This window comes from Loigolactobacillus jiayinensis (assembly GCF_003946445.1).
Classification (GTDB): Bacteria; Bacillota; Bacilli; order Lactobacillales; family Lactobacillaceae; genus Loigolactobacillus; species Loigolactobacillus jiayinensis.
The window spans coordinates 1-18522 of the sequence record NZ_RHOF01000025.1 but is presented as its reverse complement, the minus strand read 5'-3'; the positions used below and the strand labels follow the sequence as shown (position 1 = coordinate 18522).

Below are 18522 nucleotides of genomic sequence, written 5' to 3'. Positions count from 1 at the left end.
AGCGTGGATTTATTAACCAAAATAGCTCTAAGGCACCTATCAACGTCAAACTTAAAGAGCTCAGTAAAAATTAAAATACTAAGAATGCTTGGAATGACAATTGGAAATAAGACAATAGTGGCACCACATGTATATATGGATACACTTGCTATACTAATTGGCCGTGAATGTGTTATAAATGTTGGCACGGCAATCATTTGTGGTGCAGGAACTGCTAATATTTATATAGGTAATAATGTACAAATTGGACCTAATTCAACGATATTAGGTGTAACCCATGATATTGGTAAAAAGAACGCTCGGGCAGGAAAGGGTAAATACTGTGACGTTAAAATTGAAGATGGCTGTTGGCTTGGTGCAAATGTAACAGTTTTACCTAATGTAACCATAACAAAAGGTTGTGTTATAGCTGCAGGATCTGTGGTTACTAAAAGTACTGAACCAAATGGCCTATACGCAGGAGTTCCGGCAGTACGAAAAAGGGATTTAGAAAAAAATTAAACATGTGAAAACGAAACACTCTACTAATAAGGTAATAGGGTGTTTTTATTTTGCACTAAAGGAAGTGAGTAAATGCTAAATAAAATCAGAGATAACCCGACACAACGACCAGCCGCTTAGGCGTTTTTATTTTGCACCAAAAGGAAGTAGCTAGTGTTACGGCAGCTAATAGTGTTATTGAACTAGCCACCGCTGATACGAGTTTTGCAGATGGCACAAGCCTATCATTACAGCCTGATGGCATTTGTGCAGCTTTTAGTGGTTATAAGGCGATTTATTATGGATAAGGAGAGATTAAATAATGACTTTAACTAAGATTTTTTCAGGCATGGAACTAGGACCGGAAGCAATTGATGCAAATTTTAAGGATAATTTACTAGAAATTAGTGCATGGACTGATGCTGGTATGACCTATATTAATGGGTATTCCCAACATACTATAGACATGCCAAATACGTTGAAATATCGCACTATTAAACTAGGTGGTGTACTGATAGAAACCCAATTTGGCGGATTTTTTGACGCGCCAGCACTAAAGTCAACGCAAGGTGTGGTAGAAGTTTGTAAGTTTCCAACTGAAATCTTTAGAAGTGGTCTCACACTTATATTCAACAAAAATTGTTATATTTCAACTGGTCAGTACGTTATGTTCGGTACGAACTCGGATGATTCGGCACTGACGATAAATCTTTGGGGTCTTACAAAGGAATTCACTACTAGAGCGATGGTTCAGACTAATCTTTGTCTAAGCTGGTAATTGATTATATTGCTCTGCTCTGATGATTGAGAGGACAGCAACTATTAAGTGGTACTTTAACCGTAATATAGGAGGGACAAAAATTGAAAGCAATTTATTTATATGACACAACTAGTCACGAGTTTAAAAACTCAAAGCTGGTTGATGATAATTATGTAGTGCAAGCCGGAGAAACAGAAATTAAGCCGGTTGATGGATTATATGAACCAGTCACTTGGAGTGGAACAACATGGGTTGGTACGGACAAAGAAGTGTGGCAAGCGGCACAAGAAGCTGAGCAATCCGAGATGCTAAAGGAACATCCAGAAGAGGCGCCAGAACCGACCGCTGAACAACAAGCGTTGACTGCACTAGCTCAACAGATTGCAGACAATGATAATAATACTCAAACTTATTTACAGTCGCTAGCACAGTCAGTAACGGCGTTGGCAACAGGAACAACAAAAAATGGAGGTAATGCATAATGTTTATTACATTTAAATTCGCGTATCAACTTTGGAACACCATGACAAAGGAAGACGTCGCGGCACAAGTCGCTAAATCAGCGATTACGGCTGACCAGTATAAGACAATCGTTGGTGAGGAATATCAGGTGCCAGCTGCTTCCACGGCACCAGTCGGCACTTCGACCGTAGCATCTGATTCTACTGCTGCCACTAGTGGCACAGCTAACGTAACGCCTACAGCTTAGGCGTTTTTATTTTGTCCAGATTTAAGGGAAGGTGATGCGGTTGGGGCCACACGTAGTTTTTGGCTTTACAGTATCGGAGTGGGTCGGGATCATCGGAATTTTATCCGGCACTTACGGTTTTATCGTTAAGCCATTATTGACAAAATTAGAAGCGTTAAGTAAATCGATCGACCAGATTAGCGAAAATTCATTGATCGAACATAATCGGCTGTGGCAGCACTACGATATCCATGATAAACAGCTATGGAAGCATGATCAGGAGATTGGAATTTTATATGATCGAAGCCACTTAAAACGTAGTGATATTAAATTTGATAATAAGAAGGACGATAGATAATGAACTGGAAAACTCGAATTAAAAACAAGACTTTCTGGCTGGCCCTGGTGCCGGCTATTTTATTGCTCGCGCAAGTGGTTGCTGTGCCATTTGGTTATAAATTTGACATCGATTTGATCAACAAGCAGTTATTGGATATCGTTAACGCCGCATTTGCTGTGCTGACGATTGTCGGGATCGTCGCTGATCCGACAACAGCGGGTATTACAGACAAGGGGGATAAATAATTATGGCAGAAGTTTACAGTAAATTGATTACCAGTGTCGATCCACGGCCGATGAATTTTAGTAGTCGTAACGGCATCAAGATCGATCGGATCGTGATCCACCACAACGCGACGACAAATAAAAACGTCGCCTTAGCAACTTGGCTTCAAAGTGGCGCCGCGCAGACGTCCGCACACTATGAGGTAACACCGACTGAGATTATTGGTTGTGTCAGTGAGTCTGATGCAGCTTGGCATTGCGGGGGTACCGGTGGTGCAGATATTCCTAAGATGGCTAACCCAAACCAACGATCAATCGGTATCGAAAACTTAAATTCTACAGGCGCACCAAGCTGGCAGATCGACCCACGCACTATGGCTAATCTAGCAAAACTAGTTAAAGATATCTGCAATCGGTACGGAATCCCTTGTGACCGTGGTCATGTCTTAGGCCATAAAGAAGTGACTAGCACTGCATGTCCTGGTGGCATCAACGTTGATGAAGTTGTGCGTTTGGCTAATGGTGGTACAAGTCAAGCTACTATCGCGCCAGTAGCTAGCAATGCTAAGACAGTCGGCACTGATGTCACTTATGCGTTACGTAGCCTTAATGGCGGCTGGCTGGATAACGTGACTAACTTCGGCTCTGGCGACAATGGCTTTGCCGGCGTCCCGAATCAGCAACACGATTATTTAACTGTCAGCGTAAATCACGGATCCGTCAAATACCGCGTTAAAACCGCACAGGACGGCTGGTTGGGTTGGGTCACTGGGAGTAATAAGAATGATCTAGCTAACGGTGCTGCTGGTGTCAGTGGTCATGCGATCACGGGCGTACAGATCGTTTATAACACCCCAGTCGGCGAAAACTATCAGCAAGCTTATTACCGCAGCCAAACGACACAACGTGCTGGCTGGCTTGGCGTGTGTGCTGACGATGGATCTGTTGCTGGTTTTGATAGCTGGGCTGGGATAGACGGCGAGCCACTGGATCGATTACAGATTAAAATTTCGCCATCGAACCCGTTTTAAAAAAACAAAGGTCGCTTCCTTAATCGGAGGTGGCGTTATTTTTTATAATTAATTAACACATACGTGTTTACTATAGTAAGTAATAGGTCTATCCCTTGCGGGGTAGGCCTTTTTTTATTGCCGAAAAATAAATATTAAAAATGATATATTTATATTGACATATATCAAATGTGATATATAATAAGATTATAGAGTTGAGGTAAAGCAAAACGAAAGGAAGTCATCATAATGTTTAACTTAAAATCAATCGTAACATCCGCTTGGAAAGTCGCTCGTAATGGTCAATCCCAATTCGGTGGTTCAGTTGTTTCCTACTTATCAGACAGCTTCAAAATCGCTTGGTTCGAAGCTAAGCATATTGATGATTTTCGCTTCTACGGTTTCAAAAACTGGTTTACTCCAGACCACTTGACCGGTGACGAATTGAACCTTGTCTGCGGTGGCTATGTTGACGTTAAAAAAGTTGCCGAAACTGAAAAGGCCGTTAAATTAGACTTTATCTCTTACTTAGGCTGGGATTTAAAAGTATGGGCACCAAAAGCCGCATTAATGACTGCAGCTGATTTAAAAGCAAATGATGATCGTAAACAAAATGCGTTTGCTAAAATGGATGCCTTAAAAGCTTGGGCTAAAGACCACGGCGTTAAAGGCTTGCGTGCTCGCATGAAGAAAGCAACAGTAATTAAAAAAATCAACGACTTAGGTTTAGTTGCTCCAGCCGAATTGATCTAATTAAAAATAGGAGGATTTACATCATGACACAAAAACCATTAGCAGTACTTTTTGGCAAATATAAGACAAACGCGAAACGAGTCGCGGATCACACTGCGCTTAGCTATCCCACGCTGGCTCGGTTAACCCGAGAAAGTAGCGTCGACGATCTACGTGTGCAAGTGATTGATCAGATCGCGCGGTACTTTAATCGTGACGCTGGGAGCGTGTTAAATGAGCTATATGCGATCGAAGAAAGCATTTGGCAGCGTGATTTAATGGCGAATAAGGGCAAAGAACTTCCGAGACGGGGATTACGGGATAACATTACTGATGACATTTTGAGAGCAATGGATAGCGAATATAATGCAGTTGCGCTAGATAAACCGCTAGTTAGCTTTAAGCCCGCTAGAAAGTTTACCGTCGTTCGCGTGCTCAAAAAAGACGGGATTGCTTTTGAAATCAGTCTGATCAATTCTTACGGTGAAGCTGAAAAGCTAGTGGTCAATGAAGTTGCCAAATTACCCGCCGCGCTCTTTATGATTGGTGCAATCAAACCTGATGCCAGTGGCCCATTTGGTGATCGGCACGAAAAGGATTTAGACGACCCGTCTGCAGAGGCTGAAGCACTGGAATTATTAAACGACTTGTCGGGCAACCGGGTGTGGCAAATGGTGTTCAAAAACTTTGCGACAACTTTTGAAAATGAATACTTTGACAAACGATTAGCGCCACGTGAATAGCCGATTGAGTAGGAATATTTCCGAATTATTGAATAAACTAATCTTAGCCGAAAATTTAACTAACGAACAAATGCAACAAGTACGCTTGACAAGTGGGAAAACTTGGGACAACGTAATCGCAGTTAACTTCCAGTTGCGCAAAAATGGGACTATCTCGGCCAGTTTGAAACAATGGCCAAAGCACAGGAAGCACTAAGACTGGGGCGTAAGCAATTTGTGGATCCAATTATTAAGTCGCAGAAAGAATAATTATAAAAAGACACCTCAGCCATATGCGGCCGGAGTGCCTTTTTTACTACCTACCCATTCGGTAAGCCATCACGTTATTGTCCGCGTCTACCACTACTGTGATAATCGTGTCACCAATAATTCTGATTTGTACATTGTTAAGCAAGTAGATAATTTGCATAATAAAATCACTCCTTTACTTTAATATTCGCAAGTAGGAGTGATTTGTTTTTTTTGCACACAATCTGCACACAAGCAATCTCTAAATGCTGCTATAATAGGTATGAGAAAGCCTGCCAGCGGCATAAATAGTTGTTTCAGGAAAATTTAGATTTGCTTAAAACACTGATTTAATCGTGTTTAGGGCAAGTCTATTTTTTTGTGTCACCGACTAAAATGTAGCGATTGCACATTGATCCATTATCTGCCGGCAAGCGCTACGGCAACACCGCACCTTAAATGATAGCCTAAAAGTGTTATGAATGCCACTATTCAATTCTAATAGCTACGGCAAAAAGTTATTGCTAAAGGTGAGTGCCAGCTTATCAGTTTTGCCGCTAGTCGCTAAGATAAAGGCTCGCCGGACAATTCTTGTTTTGCTGATGCTATACTGTAAGTAACCTAAGTTAATTGGAGGTACTCGTGGATGCAACAGATTACAGAAAAATTAGTGTGCCAGGTGATCAAGCCGCGCACACAGGAAAGCCATAAAGGTAGTTTTGGCCGCGTGCTAACGATTGGCGGTAACCAATATTTTGGTGGTGCGATCATCATGAGCGCGAGTGCCGCAGTTTATAGTGGCGCTGGCTTAGTAACCTGCGCCACGGACCCGCAAAACTTCGTTAGCCTCCACGCGCGGTTACCAGAAGCCATGGTGGTGGATTACCGCGACCAGCAGATGTTAGCTGAGTTGTTGCCACAAATGGATGTGCTCGTCATTGGCCCTGGGTTAGGCACTGACGCTACGGCACTGGCTATTTTAAAATTCGTATTCAGTCAGGTACAGTCACAACAGCATTTAATCATTGATGGTTCGGCGATCACTTTAGTGGCCCAGCAACAGTTAACGTTGCCGTCAGCTCAAATTGTATTTACGCCGCACCAAATGGAGTGGCAGCGTTTGTCGGGCTTAACGTTGGCTGAGCAAACGCCGGCCAACAATCAGGCAGCGCAACAGAAATTAGCGGCAACGGTGATCGTTAAATCGCACCGCACAGAAATTTATTTACCTGGTCAACCAGCTTGGCAAAATCCAGTTGGCTCGGCGGCGATGGCTACTGGTGGCATGGGTGACTGCTTAACGGGAATCTTAGCCGGCTTTTTAGCACAATTTTCTGCGGCACCAGCGCAATCGATTTTAGCGGCGGTTTATACCCACAGCGCAATCAGTGATCAGCTGGCCCAGCAGCAATACGTGACGTTACCAACACAAATCATTGCCGCGCTGCCGGCCTATATGGCGCAAATGAGTCAAGAAAAATAACGTGACGAACAAGCTAGTTCATGTTACAATGCAACTAATATAAGACGAAATGAGGGATCCGTGCGTTGAGAAATTAAGTCAATCTGTTAAAACTGTTGTTAACTTTAACCGTAAATTTACGGGTGGAGTCTGCAGATTTTCAGAATTGGCTTAGTCACTTGATGCGTGGGTCTCTTTTTGTGTGCTCACTTTTATGCCGATTCTGAAATAAGCGTGCTGTTAAAAGGCCGTGCTGGCGCTGAACCAGTAGTGGTTCCTTGCAGTGCAGTTAGTTAAGCATAATGAGGTGAGTTTATGTCTAAAATTGAAATTAAAAATCTAAGTTTTGGCTATGATGGTCAGGCAAAACCGTTATTCGCAGGGGCTAATTTTATACTGGATAGTCAGTGGAAATTAGGTTTGGTTGGACGTAACGGTCGTGGAAAAACGACGTTGTTACGCTTGTTACAGGGACAATTACCCTATCAGGGCACGATTCAGCAACAGCAGCAATTTAGCTATTTTCCCCAGCCAATCAGTGATAAAAGTCAGTTGACCGTTGATGTATTGGCGGAAATTAGTACTGCTCAGCAATGGCAACTTGAACGGGAAATGAGTCAGCTCGGGTTGGCTGCTGATCTGTTGTGGCGACCATTTAACACGTTGTCTGGTGGCGAACAAACCAAGGTGTTATTGACGGTGCTATTTATCGAGGACGGTGTTTTTCCCTTGATCGATGAGCCGACTAATCATTTAGATCTGGCTGGCCGCCAGCAAGTAGCCGCTTATTTACAACAAAAGCGTCAGGGCTTCATTGTGGTCAGTCATGATCGGCATTTTCTTAATGAAGTCACCGATCACACCTTGGCCATCGAAAAAAATCAAATCAGCAGTTATCAAGGCAACTTTGCTGTTTACGAGGCGCAAAAACAGCGCAGTGACACCTCTGAGCAGGCCCAAAATAGTCAGTTGAAAAAGGATATCGGTCGGCTGAAACAAACGGCGGCGGAGAAGGCCAAATGGTCGCAAGCACGTGAAGGTGATAAATATGGTGATCCGCACAAAAAGGGTAGTGGTGCGGTGTACGACACTGGTTTTATCGGTGCGCGGGCAGCACGAACGATGAAACGCTCGAAGCATTTGGCCCAGCGGATGGCAACTGAAATTGATGACAAGGAAAAATTGCTAAAAAATATTGAGCAAATTGAGCCACTGACCATGGCGTTTCAGCCCAGTCATCAGCAGCGTTTGCTGACGGTCACCGACCTACAATTAAGTTACGCGCAGCAACCGTTATTTCAGCCGTTGTCATTTGAATTGCAACAAGGCCAACGTGTGGCGCTGGTGGGGCCAAATGGTGCTGGTAAATCAACGATCGTACACCAGTTATTGGGCCAATTTTCCGGTCAAGTCAGTGGGACGATTCAGCGACCGCAGCACTTGCAGATCAGTTACGTGCATCAAGATTATGAGGATAATCACGGCACACTAAGTGACTTTGCTAAGCTACAAAAGCTGGATTATCAGGCTTTTTTGAACAATTTGCATAAATTAGGCATGCCGCGAGCTGTTTTTAACACACGTATCGAGCTGATGAGCATGGGCCAGCGCAAAAAAGTTGAGCTGGCGAAGTCATTATCGTTGCCGGCGGAGCTGTACATTTGGGATGAACCGCTGAACTATTTAGATGTGTTCAATCAAGAACAGCTGGAACAATTGCTGCTAATGGTACAGCCGACGATGCTGCTGATTGAGCACGACCAAACCTTTATTGAACATGTGGCAACGAAAATTGTATCGCTGAAATAGAAAAGACGCCTAGCTCTTAATTAAGGGCCGGGCGTCTTTGCGTTATTCTAAATGTTGTTCGCGTGACTTTAGGAAGTCGGTTAATGCGGTGTCTAGATCGATGTTGTTGGCGTCTGCCAATGAACTGAGCCACCAGATACTTTCGGCAATTTTATAGTCCAGCGAAAATGATTTGTCGGCTGTCGGCCAACTCCCTTGTTGCGCCATGACAAGCCGACCGACTAAGCCAGCATCGGTGAGAAAGGCCAGCGCATCTTGTTCAGTCGACCAGGGTTGACCGTCTTGCTTAATCTCTAATTGATGGTAAGCAGCGCGAATTTTTTGGCTGCGTGCGGCCAATTCATTGATTTCCATAGCAGTAACCTCGATTTTTATTTTTTGTAAATAATTTATTATACGTTTAAAAAAGCCTGTGTGCTTAACTTGCGGATATTAAATATATAGCGGATTGAAATTGGCGGTCAATATAATGAAACTCGGTATGATCAAATCACGTTACGGCTTGTATCAGCGCTTGTTTGATAACTGATTAATTGAGCAAAAAATTATCTAAATCACAAGTTCAGGACATATAGATCAGTGCGTTGACAGGAATGAAAGTATCAGCAGGGGTCTATCTTAGAGTGGATGGAATCGTATATGAGCGGATTTTAATTATTGCTCTTGACACTATTAGTTGCTAAGTTAGTCCTACGTGATGAACATGCAGTTGGTACTAAAATCTATACGCAGCGTGGTTTAGCTAAAAAAGGTTACGATTAACTGAGATCACTGAGCATGCGCAGGATGAATTAACACAGATTAAGCGTCAGCTAACTAGATTGGAAGAACAATTAAATTAGCGCTCTGCTAACGTTTGTGCATGCTCATCTGTATCACCGCGATAAACGGCCGCAAATTGCTGCATAAAATCAGGTAGTTTGACTTGGCCATATGTTGGTTGATGGGCGTACAGATCAGCGTAAATTTTTTCTGGGTGGCGTTGAGCGCGGTTCATCAGCATCAAGGCTTCAGCTGTACTTGCTGGAACACCATGTGTCACTAGATTAGCCTGCCATTTGGCATCACTGATGGTGACGTATTTTAAATCAGGTAAAGCTAATGCTGTTTGTAAGGCAGTCAGTAATTCTTGACCCGTTCGATTATCGCTAACAACGTAGTGAACGCTGTGACCGTGGGGTGTTGCTTGCAACAAGTTGGTTACTTTAGTTGCAATATCTTGGGGTGCTACCCACATTCGGTTTATGGTTGCTGGTGTGGTTGAAAACAGTTTATGTTGTGTTTTGATTGTCGGAATATCGGCCAACAAGTTTGCGTAAAAGCCAACTGGACGAACAAAAGCAATATTGACGTCAGTTAATTGGCGCAAAGCAGCTTCAATAAAATGATAAAACGACAACGCACCAGTGGCTTGATAATCGAGATTGGCGCCAACACTGCTCAGATCGACAATGTTGGGTACGCCGGCAGCTTTAGCGGCTTGATAGAAAATTTGGCCTTGTTGTTGCGCAGCTACTTGTGGATCAGTACTGCTGCCACTGAGCATTAAATAAATAGCATTAGCACCAGTGAATACAGTGGTTAAAAAATTAACGTCAGACATCGAGCCAATTGCGGCCGTAGCCCCTAATTGTTCGATTTCAGGAACTCGTTTAGCGGAATGAGTGACCACGGTTAAGTGATGACCAGCATTAACCAACATAGGAATTAGAAAATGATTAATATGACCAACGGAACCTAATAAAGTTATCTGCATGATTTAATCTCCTTTAGCGATAGAACTATCGGTTTTAATAAAGTGTAGTATAACCGATAACTTTATCGGTTGTCAATGTTGACTGTCGAAAAGTTTCTGTGTATGCTAAATTTATGAAAATAAAAGATGAACATAAACGTCAACAAATTCTTGCTGCTACAGCACGAATCATCATTCGCGAAGGCGCAGCAGCAGTGTCAACCACTAAAGTAGCAAAGCGGGTTGGTATTGGACAGTCATCGCTGTATACCTATTTTGCGAATAAACAAGCGTTACTGGTGGCGGTTTTTAATTGTGAGCAACAAAAATTAGTTCAGTTAGCAATCGCTGCAGGTGTCAATGATACAGCTCAATCAGTTAAACAGCGCTTGATCAGTTACGTGCAGGTTTTAACTGATTTTGCAGTTTCGAATCCAGATAGCTTAGCCTTGATTGAACAAATTAAATTTTTACCAGATTTCAACGGTCCCAATTTGAATGATCCAGCTAACCCAGTGGTGCAATTATTTCAAGCTGGCATTGAAGCAGGACTACTGCAATCAATCGATGTGAGTCTGTATATTGCCGCTGTTTTTGCGGTTGCCCGGCGTCACGGTGAGAATATTCGGCAGGGGCAATATCCAGCAAATCAAATCAGTACTGCGCAAATTCTGCATTTAGTTTTAGGCGCAAATTTTAACAACTAAAATTTTTCTGCCACAGTTTGGTTAAAACGCGTATAATATACATTAAAATGTATTGAGAAAGTAGGGAGTATTTTGCGGGAAGATTTTAATCAAATTGTTAAAAAGATTGCGGTATCGGATATTCGCCAATTCGATAATGAGGTTAGCCAGGTACCAGGGATGGTCAAATTAACGTTAGGTGAACCTGACTTTAATACACCAGAACACGTTAAACAGGCTGCCATCAAGGCAATCGAAGATAATCAGTCACATTATACGCCCAATCCTGGGATCCCAGCTTTGCGGGAAGCGGCAGCAGCTTATTATAACGAAAAATTTAACTGGCATTATCAAGCTGAAAATGTGATTACAACAGTTGGTGCTACCGAAGGAATTGCGACTGCATTACAAGCCATCATCAATCCTGATGATGTGGTCATTATCCCAACACCAATTTTCCCGATCTATATTCCAGATACGTTGTTAAATCACGGCCAAGTTGTTTTTATTGATACTAGTGCTGACGGTTTTGTGTTAACACCAGAACGTTTGGAAGCAACGATCAAGGCGCAAGGGGACAAAATCGTCAAAGCAGTAGTTTTGAACTATCCCAATAATCCAACCGGGGTCACGTATAATCATAATGAATTGGCTGGTTTAGCTAAAGTCATTGAAAAATACCAACTTTGGGTGGTTAGCGATGAAGTCTATGCTGAATTATCCTACAGTGAGCCCCATGAATCTTTAGCTAATTTTATTCCCGACCAAGTCATCGTGGTGCAAGGCTTGTCCAAGTCGCACGCAATGACAGGCTGGCGGGTTGGTTTCTTATTGGCGCCTAAAGCAGTCACTGAAGAAATGATCAAATCTCATCAATACATGGTGACTGCTCCAGTCACCCTGGTGCAATATGCTGCGCTGGAAGCCATGACGAATGGTAAAGAAGACAGCCAGGTTATGGCTAAACAATATATCGAACGTCGTGATTATTTGATCAAATCCTTAGAACCATTAGGCTTTGAAATGGCACGGCCAGACGGTGCTTTCTATTTGTTCGCTAAAATACCAGCTAACTGCCCACAAGATTCATGGACCTTTGTTCGTGAATTAGCTAAAACACAAAAATTAGCTTTAATTCCCGGGATCTCTTTTGGTGCCGGTGGTGAAGGCTACGTGCGGATCAGTTATGCTGCTAGCATGGAAAACTTACACAAAGCAGTTGAACGGTTGACGGCTTTTGTACAAGCACACTAAGCATAAAAAATAGCACCACGACTTTATTGAGGTCGTAGTGCTATTTTTGTGCGCTAAATTTTTAAATAATATGACTTAGGAACATGCCGCCGTAGACGAGGGCGTAGCTGTAAGCTAAGATCGTGGCTGGTTTACCTAGCAAAATGATCATTGTAAAAGTTTTGAATGACATTTTAGTTAAGCCAGCTAGTAAACAGAGGACATCATCGGGGGCGACAGGCAGGAAAATGGCGATGGCGAATAGTTTCGTGAAACGGTTTTGGTTATCAAGCCAGCCGATATAGCGAGCGTAAGTTTTTTGACTGATCAAGTGGTGGATCAGTGGCTTACCAAAGCGGCGGCCTAGGGAAAAGGCAATCAATGAGCCGATGACGATGCCAATGTAGTTGTAAACAAAGCCTTCAACAGGGCCAAAAATCAGCACGCCGGCGGCTAAGCTGATACCGCCGGGGATAATGGGAATAACCACTTGAACGATTTGTAAGGCAATGAACAGTAACGGCCCGAAAAACTCGGCATGACCAACTAGATCGCGCAGCGCTGCAGTATTTTTAAAGACGCCAAGGTGGAAACAATAAATTGTAAACCAGATTGAAATAATTAAGCCGGCCAGTGAAACAATGTTAAGTAGGCGGCGGGATGTTGCAGTACTCATACGCAGGTCCTCCATTTTGCTGAATTACAAATGTTATACCATATTTTAGCTAATTTGCCGATAAAAAAGCTTCGGCCAAAAGTCGCAATTTTAGGGTAACTTAAGGTGGAGCAAACTAGAGCTAGTGTAGATTGCTGTATTTTGTAAGGTGGGTACTCACTTGATTAATTAAAAATTAGAAATAAGGGTTGACAGTTACTCTAAAAAGTTTAATAATTAACACTAATTTAATAAATGGTGTTGATGAGAAGAGTAAGTCGCCTAGCTTTTTCCAGCAAGTACGGTTGATGGAAGCGTACAAAAGTGCAGCGAACGAAGATGAGCTCTGAGCTAATATTGGGTTTACGCCCTTGATTCGTTTCGCAAGCGATACTTTGCCCAGTATAATCAGCGTTACTTTGACGATGTTAATGTAACTGTGTTTGAATGAGTTTTTATTCGCGCACACTGACGTACTGTTTGAGGTGGCTATCGTGAGGTAGTGACAAATAAGGGTGGTAACACGACTGCGTTCGTCCCTGGATTTTCTGATCCAGGTGACGGCGCATTTTTTTGTGGTCAATTTAAGGAGGTGGTGCGCTTTGGCGGGCGTGATGTGGCCGCAGTTAGTTCGTTTTAAATGGCGCATTCAGGATGCGTACACATAGGGGGAATTTTTATGACAACAGGTTTTACAGTTCTAATCGTTCTTATTTCTGGCTTAATTTTAGCCGGCTTGTACGTTTTGCAACGGCGGCAAGTTAAGTTTTCTAAGCAAGTTTTTCTGGCTTTAGGTTTAGGAATCGTTTTTGGTTTAATTCTGCAATTATCTTTTGGTGCGACTAGTAAAATTATCACCAACGCTATTGATTGGTTAAATATTGTTGGCGGTGGTTACGTGGCGTTGCTCCAAATGTTGATCACACCACTGATTTTCGTTTCACTAGTTGGTGCGTTTATCAAATTGAAATTATCAACTAATTTGCGCCGAATCAGCTCAACGGTTTTAGTAACGTTACTAGCGACCACTGCGATTGCGGCTGTATTAGGGGTATTGAGTGTTTTCTTGTTTCATTTACAAGGTGCAGACTTTGTCAAAGATACTGCCAGCAAAGCTAACTTAGCAATTTTACGGGATCATCAAAGTGCCGTCAAAGGGCTAAGCATTCCACAGCAGATCGTTAGTTTCTTACCTAGCAACATTTTTGCTGACTTTGCGGGAACGCGGGCAACGAGTACGATCGCCGTTGTGATTTTTTCCGCCTTTGTCGGTGTCGCCTTTTTGGGTATTCGCAAGGATCATCCGCAAGAAGCCGATATTTTTGCCAAGGGTTTTGAAGCAATTCATCAAATTGTCAGTCGCTTAGTTCATCTTGTTTTACAATTGACACCTTATGGGATTTTCGCTTTGATGACTAAAGCAACCGCCACTGATAGTATTGCCTTGATTGCTAACTTAGGGGTGTTTATCATCGCGGCCTACGTCGCACTTATCGGTGTTTTATTGTTACATACGCTAATTTTGTTAGCGCATCGAATTAATCCCGTTATTTATTATCGTAAAGCTTGGCCAGCATTAATTTTTGCTTTCACTTCGCGGACTAGCGCAGGAACCTTACCACTAAATGTTGAAATTCAAACTAAATCCTTAGGTGTCGACTCACCAACGGCTAACTTTGCCGCTAGTTTTGGTTTGACGATTGGCCAAAATGGTTGCGCTGGTGTTTATCCAGCCATGATTGCAACGATTATTGCGCCAACAGTTGGGATCAATGTGTTTTCAATTCAATATATTTTAACCATTATTGCGGTGGTCACGTTAGCGTCGTTTGGTGTTGCCGGCGTCGGTGGGGGCTCGATTTTTTCCACGTTGATCGTTTTGGGGACTTTAAATTTGCCGATCGGCGTTTTAGGTGTTTTGATTGCCATTGATCCAATCGTTGACATGGCACGAACTTTAGCCAATGTTAACGATAGTATTCTCACTGGTGTGATCACTGCTAAACGTGGTGGAACACTGGATGAAACGGTTTTTGATGACGCCAGCCATGTGGTGGAGTCAACGCTTTAATAAGTGGAGCGCTTGTCTGCGGACAAGTGCTTTTTTGTTGTCCACTAGGTAAAATGGTAAACTTAAAGCAGAAAAAAATGAGGAAGTGGCACTAACGAAAGCATTAATTACAATTGATTCATTTAAACAATCTTTTACCAGTTTGGCCGCTGGTGATATCGTAGCGCAGGCGTTTACGCAGGCGGGAATTACCAGTACGCCAGTCGCAATCGCTGATGGCGGTGAGGGGACTGTTGCGGCCTTTTTACATAATAAGGCTGGTGGCAAATTAGTCACACAAACGGTACATGATCCTTATGGTAACGTGATTCAGGCTGCATTTGGTTGGTATCCAGCCGAAAAATTAGCGGTGGTGGAAACCGCAGCGGCTTCTGGTATTCAGTTTGTTCAGCCACAAGCCGCTTATCGGTTAGCATCGTCGCAAGGCACCGGTGAGTTGATTGGCGCGGCGATTAAGTTAGGTGCGCAAAAAGTGATCGTTGGGCTAGGTGGTAGCGGCACGGTTGACGCTGGTATCGGCTTGTTAGCGGCTTTAGGTGTCCAATTTTATACAGCAGCGGGGCAAGTATTGGCGCAACCGCTGCAACAGTTAACGGCAATCAAACGGATCGACACGAGCAAGGCAGTAACCAATGGCGTGACGTTGTTAAGCGCCAGCGATGTGACCAGCCCGCTAACTGGTGCAAATGGGGCGGTGCAGTTATTTGGCCACCAAAAAGGGTTGGCTGGTGCGGCCGCAGTTAAATTAGAACAAGAATTCCAGCAATTAGCACAGCAGCTTGATCCGCAACAAAAAGGCCAAGTTGCCGGCGATGGTGCGGCTGGTGGACTTGGTTTTGGCTTGCGCTTACTGGGTAGTCAAGTGCATTCTGGTTTTGATTTGATCGCGCAAGTTTGCCAATTCGAACAATTAGTGCAAGCGGCTGATATTGTGATCACAGGTGAAGGTCAAATTGATTCACAAAGTATGCAAGGCAAGGTACCGGTAAAAATTGCTCAAATTGCGCAACAGCAGCGTAAGCCTTGTCTGGCCTTTGTCGGGAATCAAGTTGGCGATTTGGCGGCGTTTCAGCCGTACGGGCTAACTAGTATTTTCCCAATCGTCGATCATGTCTGTACGTTAGACCAAGCGTTAGCGGCTGGTGAAGTTAATTTAGCGCGGACGGCACAGCGCGTGGCGGCGGTACTGACGCAGGCCATTTAGCCCAACTATTGTAGGGCACACGCTTATTTTTGCGCAAACGTCGCTCCCACTAAAAAGCTGTCTTGCCAGGCGGTGGCAGTTTGTAAGTAGACTTTGCCGAATTCGTCGATCAGGCCGTGAAATTCTTGGGCGTCGGCGGCGGTGAAGTCTGGCGTTAAGCTAACTTGGCGGTACAATTGCTGATAGTTAGTGCTAGACAGGCCTAAGTGGGTAAATAAGCGGCGGGCGTAGTTATCGGCGACAAAGGTGGGCACGTCAAAAATATAGACTAGCAACACGTCGGCGGTTTCGGCACCGATACCCCGTAAACTTAGTAGGTCGTGGCGTAATTGGTGGTTGCGGGCTTGTTTGATGGCCGTTAAATCATAATTAAATTGCGCCAGCCACGTGAAAACGGCGCTGATCGCCTTACTTTTGTTATGGTAAAAGCCACTGGAATGGATCAATGGTTCTAGTTCAGTGGTGCTTAGTGCGTGCAGGCGTGCGGGTTCCAAGTTGGTGGCGACTTTCAGCTGGTTCAAAGCGGGGACGACGTTACGCCAATTGGTGTTTTGGACTAAAATTGCGCCGAGGATGATCTCCCATTTTGAATCGGCCGGCCACCAGCCTTGGGGACCCATTTGTTGGTACATGGTTTGGTAAAGTTGTCTCATTGTTAATTGCATGGCTTGCCTTCTTTGTGCAGTATTGGCAGGGTCAGTCACCTTGCTTCTTTATCATACGCAAAATAGCGCAATAATTCGAGGGTTCAGAATTAAAAAATTTTTGCTATACTTTAGCTAGGAAAATTATTGAAAGTAGGTGGCGATATGCCAACCCTTTATTATAGTAGAAACACGTTCGGCAAGCACACGTCTTATCTTGCTGCGACGGCGCAGGGCCTTTGTTTTGTCGGTTCATGGGATCAAGACTTAAGCGAATTGGAAAAATTTTATCCGCAGGCGACTTTGCAGGTGGCAACGACGCAAACGCAGCGCGCCGCTACTCAGTTAGCGGCTTATTTTGCCGGTCAGCAGCACGCCTTTGATTTGCCAATAGTGTGGCCAACTGCAACACCGCTGCAACAGGCGGTTTGGCAGGCCTTATTGCAAGTGCCTTATGGTGCCACGGTTGACTACACAGCGTTGGCGCAACAAGCTGGCTATCCCGACGCGGTGCGCGCTGTTGCTAGTGCGGTGGGCAAAAATCCACTTTTGATCGTGGTGCCTTGTCATCGTGTTGTGCGTAAAGACGGCCAACTCGGCGGTTATCGGGGTGGCTTGGCGATGAAACAGGCCTTACTAGAATTGGAGCAGGCCGCGTAAGTAAAATAACAGCTGTCAGCGCTACCATTTTACGGTATAATAGAAGTGGACTTAAAACTAAACAAGCTATTTTTCAATGGGTGGGCGTAGTGGTAATTAAGCGCTGGCACATTAAGTGTTTTTAGCACAGAAAATATCCACAGAATTGTGGAGTGGAGCAGGTGATTTTATGGGACAAGTGGTCATGTTCGCTGGCTCACGAGTAGGAACTGGGAAAACAACCACGACAATGATGACGGCGTTAGCGGCTAATCGATTATTTGAACAGCGCGTTTTGCTCATCGATGCAACATCAACTTTGGAACTGACGCAAACGGTGAATCAAGTTTTTAATTATGAGTCATCGGCTAATTTATTAACTGGTTTAGCGGTGCAGAATTTAGCTAAAGTAGTGACACCGTTACGGGAACAATTAGATTTCATTCCTGGGGTAGACAAATTAGAAGATTATTTTGATATGGCGATGGAAGCTGAAGCAACCGCTAAAACAGCGCGGACGCTGGATCTAGTGCCGCAGTTAATGGCGGATCTGCGTCATCAATATGATTATATCTTTATTGATACAGATGCGGACTTTGCGACGGTGATGGATAATTGCTTGGCCAGTACCGATTACGTGGTCATTATGCAACCAGTTGGGCATGGTGGCTTTGATGCGACCGATAAACTTTTCTATTATCTCAAGCAATTAAAGGAAGAGCAGCCAACTGTCCGGGCCACAATTATTGGTCATTTGGCAGTTGATCTGGCCAGCGCTGAGCCATTTTATCAAGTGGAACCAGCATCCTCTTTTGATGTGGTCGATGCCTTTCGCGTTGTGATCACACGCAATGCGTGGTTGGCGGAGAGTCAGCCATTTGCGCCTAATGCGACGCACGCCACGGCAGCACGGCAAATGGCCGGCGCCATGTACGCCGAAGTTTTCAATGAACTACAGGCGCGAGTGACGTTGCAGAAGCAATTAGGTAAGTTTGCCAATGCTAACGGGATAACCGAACGTGGGCAAGGCGTTCATTTATTTTCATGATATGTTAGGTCGTCACAAGGGTGGCGGCTTTTTTATTTGGTCATAGTTAGCACGGTGACAGCAAAAAAACGTTGCACTGAAGTGAACCCCAAATATTGGACGAAACTTTAAGCGACTTTCTGGGTGGTAAG

At 43.9% G+C, this 18522-nt stretch carries 23 protein-coding genes; 19 read left to right on the top strand and 4 right to left on the bottom strand.

Annotated features, from left to right (window positions below):
* Positions 1–3: 3 nt before the first annotated feature.
* The 12 genes from EKM80_RS07555 to abc-f all read left to right on the top strand — a co-directional run bounded on the left by EKM80_RS07555 (position 4) and on the right by abc-f (position 8476).
* Entirely contained in the window at positions 4–501 is a 498-nt protein-coding gene (locus EKM80_RS07555; RefSeq protein ID WP_225418838.1) for an acyltransferase, read from the top strand.
* Positions 502–632: 131 nt separating this feature from the next.
* The gene (locus EKM80_RS14850) at positions 633–788 is read left to right on the top strand and encodes a hypothetical protein (RefSeq protein WP_164509519.1); all 156 of its coding nucleotides are present in this window, start codon (positions 633–635) and stop codon (positions 786–788) included.
* 14 nt (positions 789–802) lie between these two features.
* Positions 803–1258: a hypothetical protein gene (locus EKM80_RS07550; protein WP_125552514.1), complete on the top strand. Its 456-nt coding sequence runs from the start codon at positions 803–805 to the stop codon at positions 1256–1258.
* 83 nt (positions 1259–1341) lie between these two features.
* Positions 1342–1722, top strand: coding sequence for a hypothetical protein (locus tag EKM80_RS07545; protein ID WP_125552513.1), 381 nt, complete (start codon positions 1342–1344; stop codon positions 1720–1722).
* A complete protein-coding gene (locus tag EKM80_RS07540) occupies positions 1722–1949 on the top strand; it encodes an XkdX family protein (RefSeq protein ID WP_125552512.1) in 228 nt (75 codons plus the stop codon). Before EKM80_RS07545 ends, EKM80_RS07540 begins: the two co-directional genes overlap by 1 nt.
* 34 nt (positions 1950–1983) lie before the next feature.
* A complete protein-coding gene (locus EKM80_RS07535; protein ID WP_225418837.1) occupies positions 1984–2286 on the top strand; it encodes a hypothetical protein in 303 nt (100 codons plus the stop codon).
* A complete protein-coding gene (locus EKM80_RS07530) occupies positions 2283–2513 on the top strand; it encodes a phage holin (protein ID WP_164509522.1) in 231 nt (76 codons plus the stop codon). The genes EKM80_RS07535 and EKM80_RS07530 overlap by 4 nt, the downstream gene beginning before the upstream one ends.
* Before the next feature lie 2 nt (positions 2514–2515).
* Positions 2516–3523, top strand: a complete 1008-nt coding sequence (locus EKM80_RS07525; protein ID WP_125552509.1) for a peptidoglycan recognition protein family protein — start codon at positions 2516–2518, stop codon at positions 3521–3523.
* Positions 3524–3751: 228 nt separating this feature from the next.
* A complete protein-coding gene (locus EKM80_RS07520; RefSeq protein WP_125552508.1) occupies positions 3752–4255 on the top strand; it encodes a hypothetical protein in 504 nt (167 codons plus the stop codon).
* A gap of 23 nt (positions 4256–4278) precedes the next feature.
* Positions 4279–4977 carry a hypothetical protein gene (locus EKM80_RS07515; RefSeq protein ID WP_125552507.1) on the top strand — a complete coding sequence of 233 codons (699 nt, stop codon included), beginning with the start codon at positions 4279–4281 and terminating at the stop codon, positions 4975–4977.
* A gap of 874 nt (positions 4978–5851) precedes the next feature.
* Entirely contained in the window at positions 5852–6688 is an 837-nt protein-coding gene (locus EKM80_RS07510) for an NAD(P)H-hydrate dehydratase (RefSeq protein ID WP_125552506.1), read from the top strand.
* A gap of 294 nt (positions 6689–6982) precedes the next feature.
* The gene (gene abc-f, locus EKM80_RS07505) at positions 6983–8476 is read left to right on the top strand and encodes a ribosomal protection-like ABC-F family protein (protein WP_125552505.1); all 1494 of its coding nucleotides are present in this window, start codon (positions 6983–6985) and stop codon (positions 8474–8476) included.
* A 42-nt stretch (positions 8477–8518) separates the two neighbouring features.
* Here the strand turns inward: abc-f and EKM80_RS07500 are convergent, their stop codons facing one another.
* Positions 8519–8830 (bottom strand): nucleoside triphosphate pyrophosphohydrolase family protein, encoded by a 312-nt coding sequence (locus EKM80_RS07500; protein ID WP_125552504.1) that lies wholly within the window; start codon positions 8828–8830, stop codon positions 8519–8521.
* Between the two features lie 484 nt (positions 8831–9314).
* Positions 9315–10232 (bottom strand): NmrA family NAD(P)-binding protein, encoded by a 918-nt coding sequence (locus tag EKM80_RS07495; protein ID WP_125552503.1) that lies wholly within the window; start codon positions 10230–10232, stop codon positions 9315–9317.
* Positions 10233–10345: 113 nt separating this feature from the next.
* Here EKM80_RS07495 and EKM80_RS07490 point away from each other — a divergent pair, with 113 nt between their 5' ends.
* Both EKM80_RS07490 and EKM80_RS07485 read left to right on the top strand, forming a co-directional pair.
* Positions 10346–10918, top strand: a complete 573-nt coding sequence (locus EKM80_RS07490; protein ID WP_125552502.1) for a TetR/AcrR family transcriptional regulator — start codon at positions 10346–10348, stop codon at positions 10916–10918.
* A 72-nt stretch (positions 10919–10990) separates the two neighbouring features.
* Entirely contained in the window at positions 10991–12151 is a 1161-nt protein-coding gene (locus EKM80_RS07485) for a pyridoxal phosphate-dependent aminotransferase (RefSeq protein ID WP_125552501.1), read from the top strand.
* Positions 12152–12212: 61 nt separating this feature from the next.
* On the opposite strand, the gene EKM80_RS07480 is transcribed toward EKM80_RS07485, so the two are convergent.
* Entirely contained in the window at positions 12213–12806 is a 594-nt protein-coding gene (locus tag EKM80_RS07480; RefSeq protein ID WP_125552500.1) for a TVP38/TMEM64 family protein, read from the bottom strand.
* 481 nt (positions 12807–13287) lie between these two features.
* Here EKM80_RS07480 and EKM80_RS14845 point away from each other — a divergent pair, with 481 nt between their 5' ends.
* From EKM80_RS14845 to EKM80_RS07470, 3 genes are all read left to right on the top strand, one after another.
* On the top strand, positions 13288–13425 hold the full coding sequence (locus EKM80_RS14845; RefSeq protein ID WP_164509518.1) for a hypothetical protein: 138 nt from the start codon (positions 13288–13290) through the stop codon (positions 13423–13425).
* A gap of 39 nt (positions 13426–13464) precedes the next feature.
* A complete protein-coding gene (locus EKM80_RS07475) occupies positions 13465–14856 on the top strand; it encodes an L-cystine transporter (RefSeq protein WP_125552499.1) in 1392 nt (463 codons plus the stop codon).
* Positions 14857–14941: 85 nt separating this feature from the next.
* Positions 14942–16060, top strand: a complete 1119-nt coding sequence (locus EKM80_RS07470) for a glycerate kinase family protein (RefSeq protein WP_125552498.1) — start codon at positions 14942–14944, stop codon at positions 16058–16060.
* A gap of 23 nt (positions 16061–16083) precedes the next feature.
* On the opposite strand, the gene EKM80_RS07465 is transcribed toward EKM80_RS07470, so the two are convergent.
* Entirely contained in the window at positions 16084–16725 is a 642-nt protein-coding gene (locus tag EKM80_RS07465) for an endonuclease III domain-containing protein (protein ID WP_125552497.1), read from the bottom strand.
* A gap of 144 nt (positions 16726–16869) precedes the next feature.
* Here EKM80_RS07465 and EKM80_RS07460 point away from each other — a divergent pair, with 144 nt between their 5' ends.
* Positions 16870–17364, top strand: coding sequence for a methylated-DNA--[protein]-cysteine S-methyltransferase (locus EKM80_RS07460; RefSeq protein ID WP_125552496.1), 495 nt, complete (start codon positions 16870–16872; stop codon positions 17362–17364).
* Between the two features lie 169 nt (positions 17365–17533).
* Complete coding sequence (locus tag EKM80_RS07455) at positions 17534–18391, top strand: ParA family protein (protein ID WP_125552495.1); 858 nt, start codon at positions 17534–17536, stop codon at positions 18389–18391.
* Positions 18392–18522: the final 131 nt, after the last annotated feature.

Bases quoted from the DNA above. Each gene is read 5' to 3' on its own strand.
- EKM80_RS07550 (WP_125552514.1), top strand. From the start codon at position 803: ATGACTTTAACTAAGATTTTTTCAGGCATGGAACTAGGACCGGAAGCA.
- EKM80_RS07540 (WP_125552512.1), top strand. From the start codon at position 1,722: ATGTTTATTACATTTAAATTCGCGTATCAACTTTGGAACACCATGACA.
- EKM80_RS07535 (WP_225418837.1), top strand. From the start codon at position 1,984: ATGCGGTTGGGGCCACACGTAGTTTTTGGCTTTACAGTATCGGAGTGG.
- EKM80_RS07525 (WP_125552509.1), top strand. From the start codon at position 2,516: ATGGCAGAAGTTTACAGTAAATTGATTACCAGTGTCGATCCACGGCCG.
- EKM80_RS07520 (WP_125552508.1), top strand. From the start codon at position 3,752: ATGTTTAACTTAAAATCAATCGTAACATCCGCTTGGAAAGTCGCTCGT.
- EKM80_RS07515 (WP_125552507.1), top strand. From the start codon at position 4,279: ATGACACAAAAACCATTAGCAGTACTTTTTGGCAAATATAAGACAAAC.
- EKM80_RS07510 (WP_125552506.1), top strand. From the start codon at position 5,852: ATGCAACAGATTACAGAAAAATTAGTGTGCCAGGTGATCAAGCCGCGC.
- abc-f (WP_125552505.1), top strand. From the start codon at position 6,983: ATGTCTAAAATTGAAATTAAAAATCTAAGTTTTGGCTATGATGGTCAG.
- EKM80_RS07500 (WP_125552504.1), bottom strand. From the start codon at position 8,830: ATGGAAATCAATGAATTGGCCGCACGCAGCCAAAAAATTCGCGCTGCT.
- EKM80_RS07495 (WP_125552503.1), bottom strand. From the start codon at position 10,232: ATGCAGATAACTTTATTAGGTTCCGTTGGTCATATTAATCATTTTCTA.
- EKM80_RS07490 (WP_125552502.1), top strand. From the start codon at position 10,346: ATGAAAATAAAAGATGAACATAAACGTCAACAAATTCTTGCTGCTACA.
- EKM80_RS07480 (WP_125552500.1), bottom strand. From the start codon at position 12,806: ATGAGTACTGCAACATCCCGCCGCCTACTTAACATTGTTTCACTGGCC.
- EKM80_RS07475 (WP_125552499.1), top strand. From the start codon at position 13,465: ATGACAACAGGTTTTACAGTTCTAATCGTTCTTATTTCTGGCTTAATT.
- EKM80_RS07465 (WP_125552497.1), bottom strand. From the start codon at position 16,725: ATGCAATTAACAATGAGACAACTTTACCAAACCATGTACCAACAAATG.
- EKM80_RS07460 (WP_125552496.1), top strand. From the start codon at position 16,870: ATGCCAACCCTTTATTATAGTAGAAACACGTTCGGCAAGCACACGTCT.
- EKM80_RS07455 (WP_125552495.1), top strand. From the start codon at position 17,534: ATGGGACAAGTGGTCATGTTCGCTGGCTCACGAGTAGGAACTGGGAAA.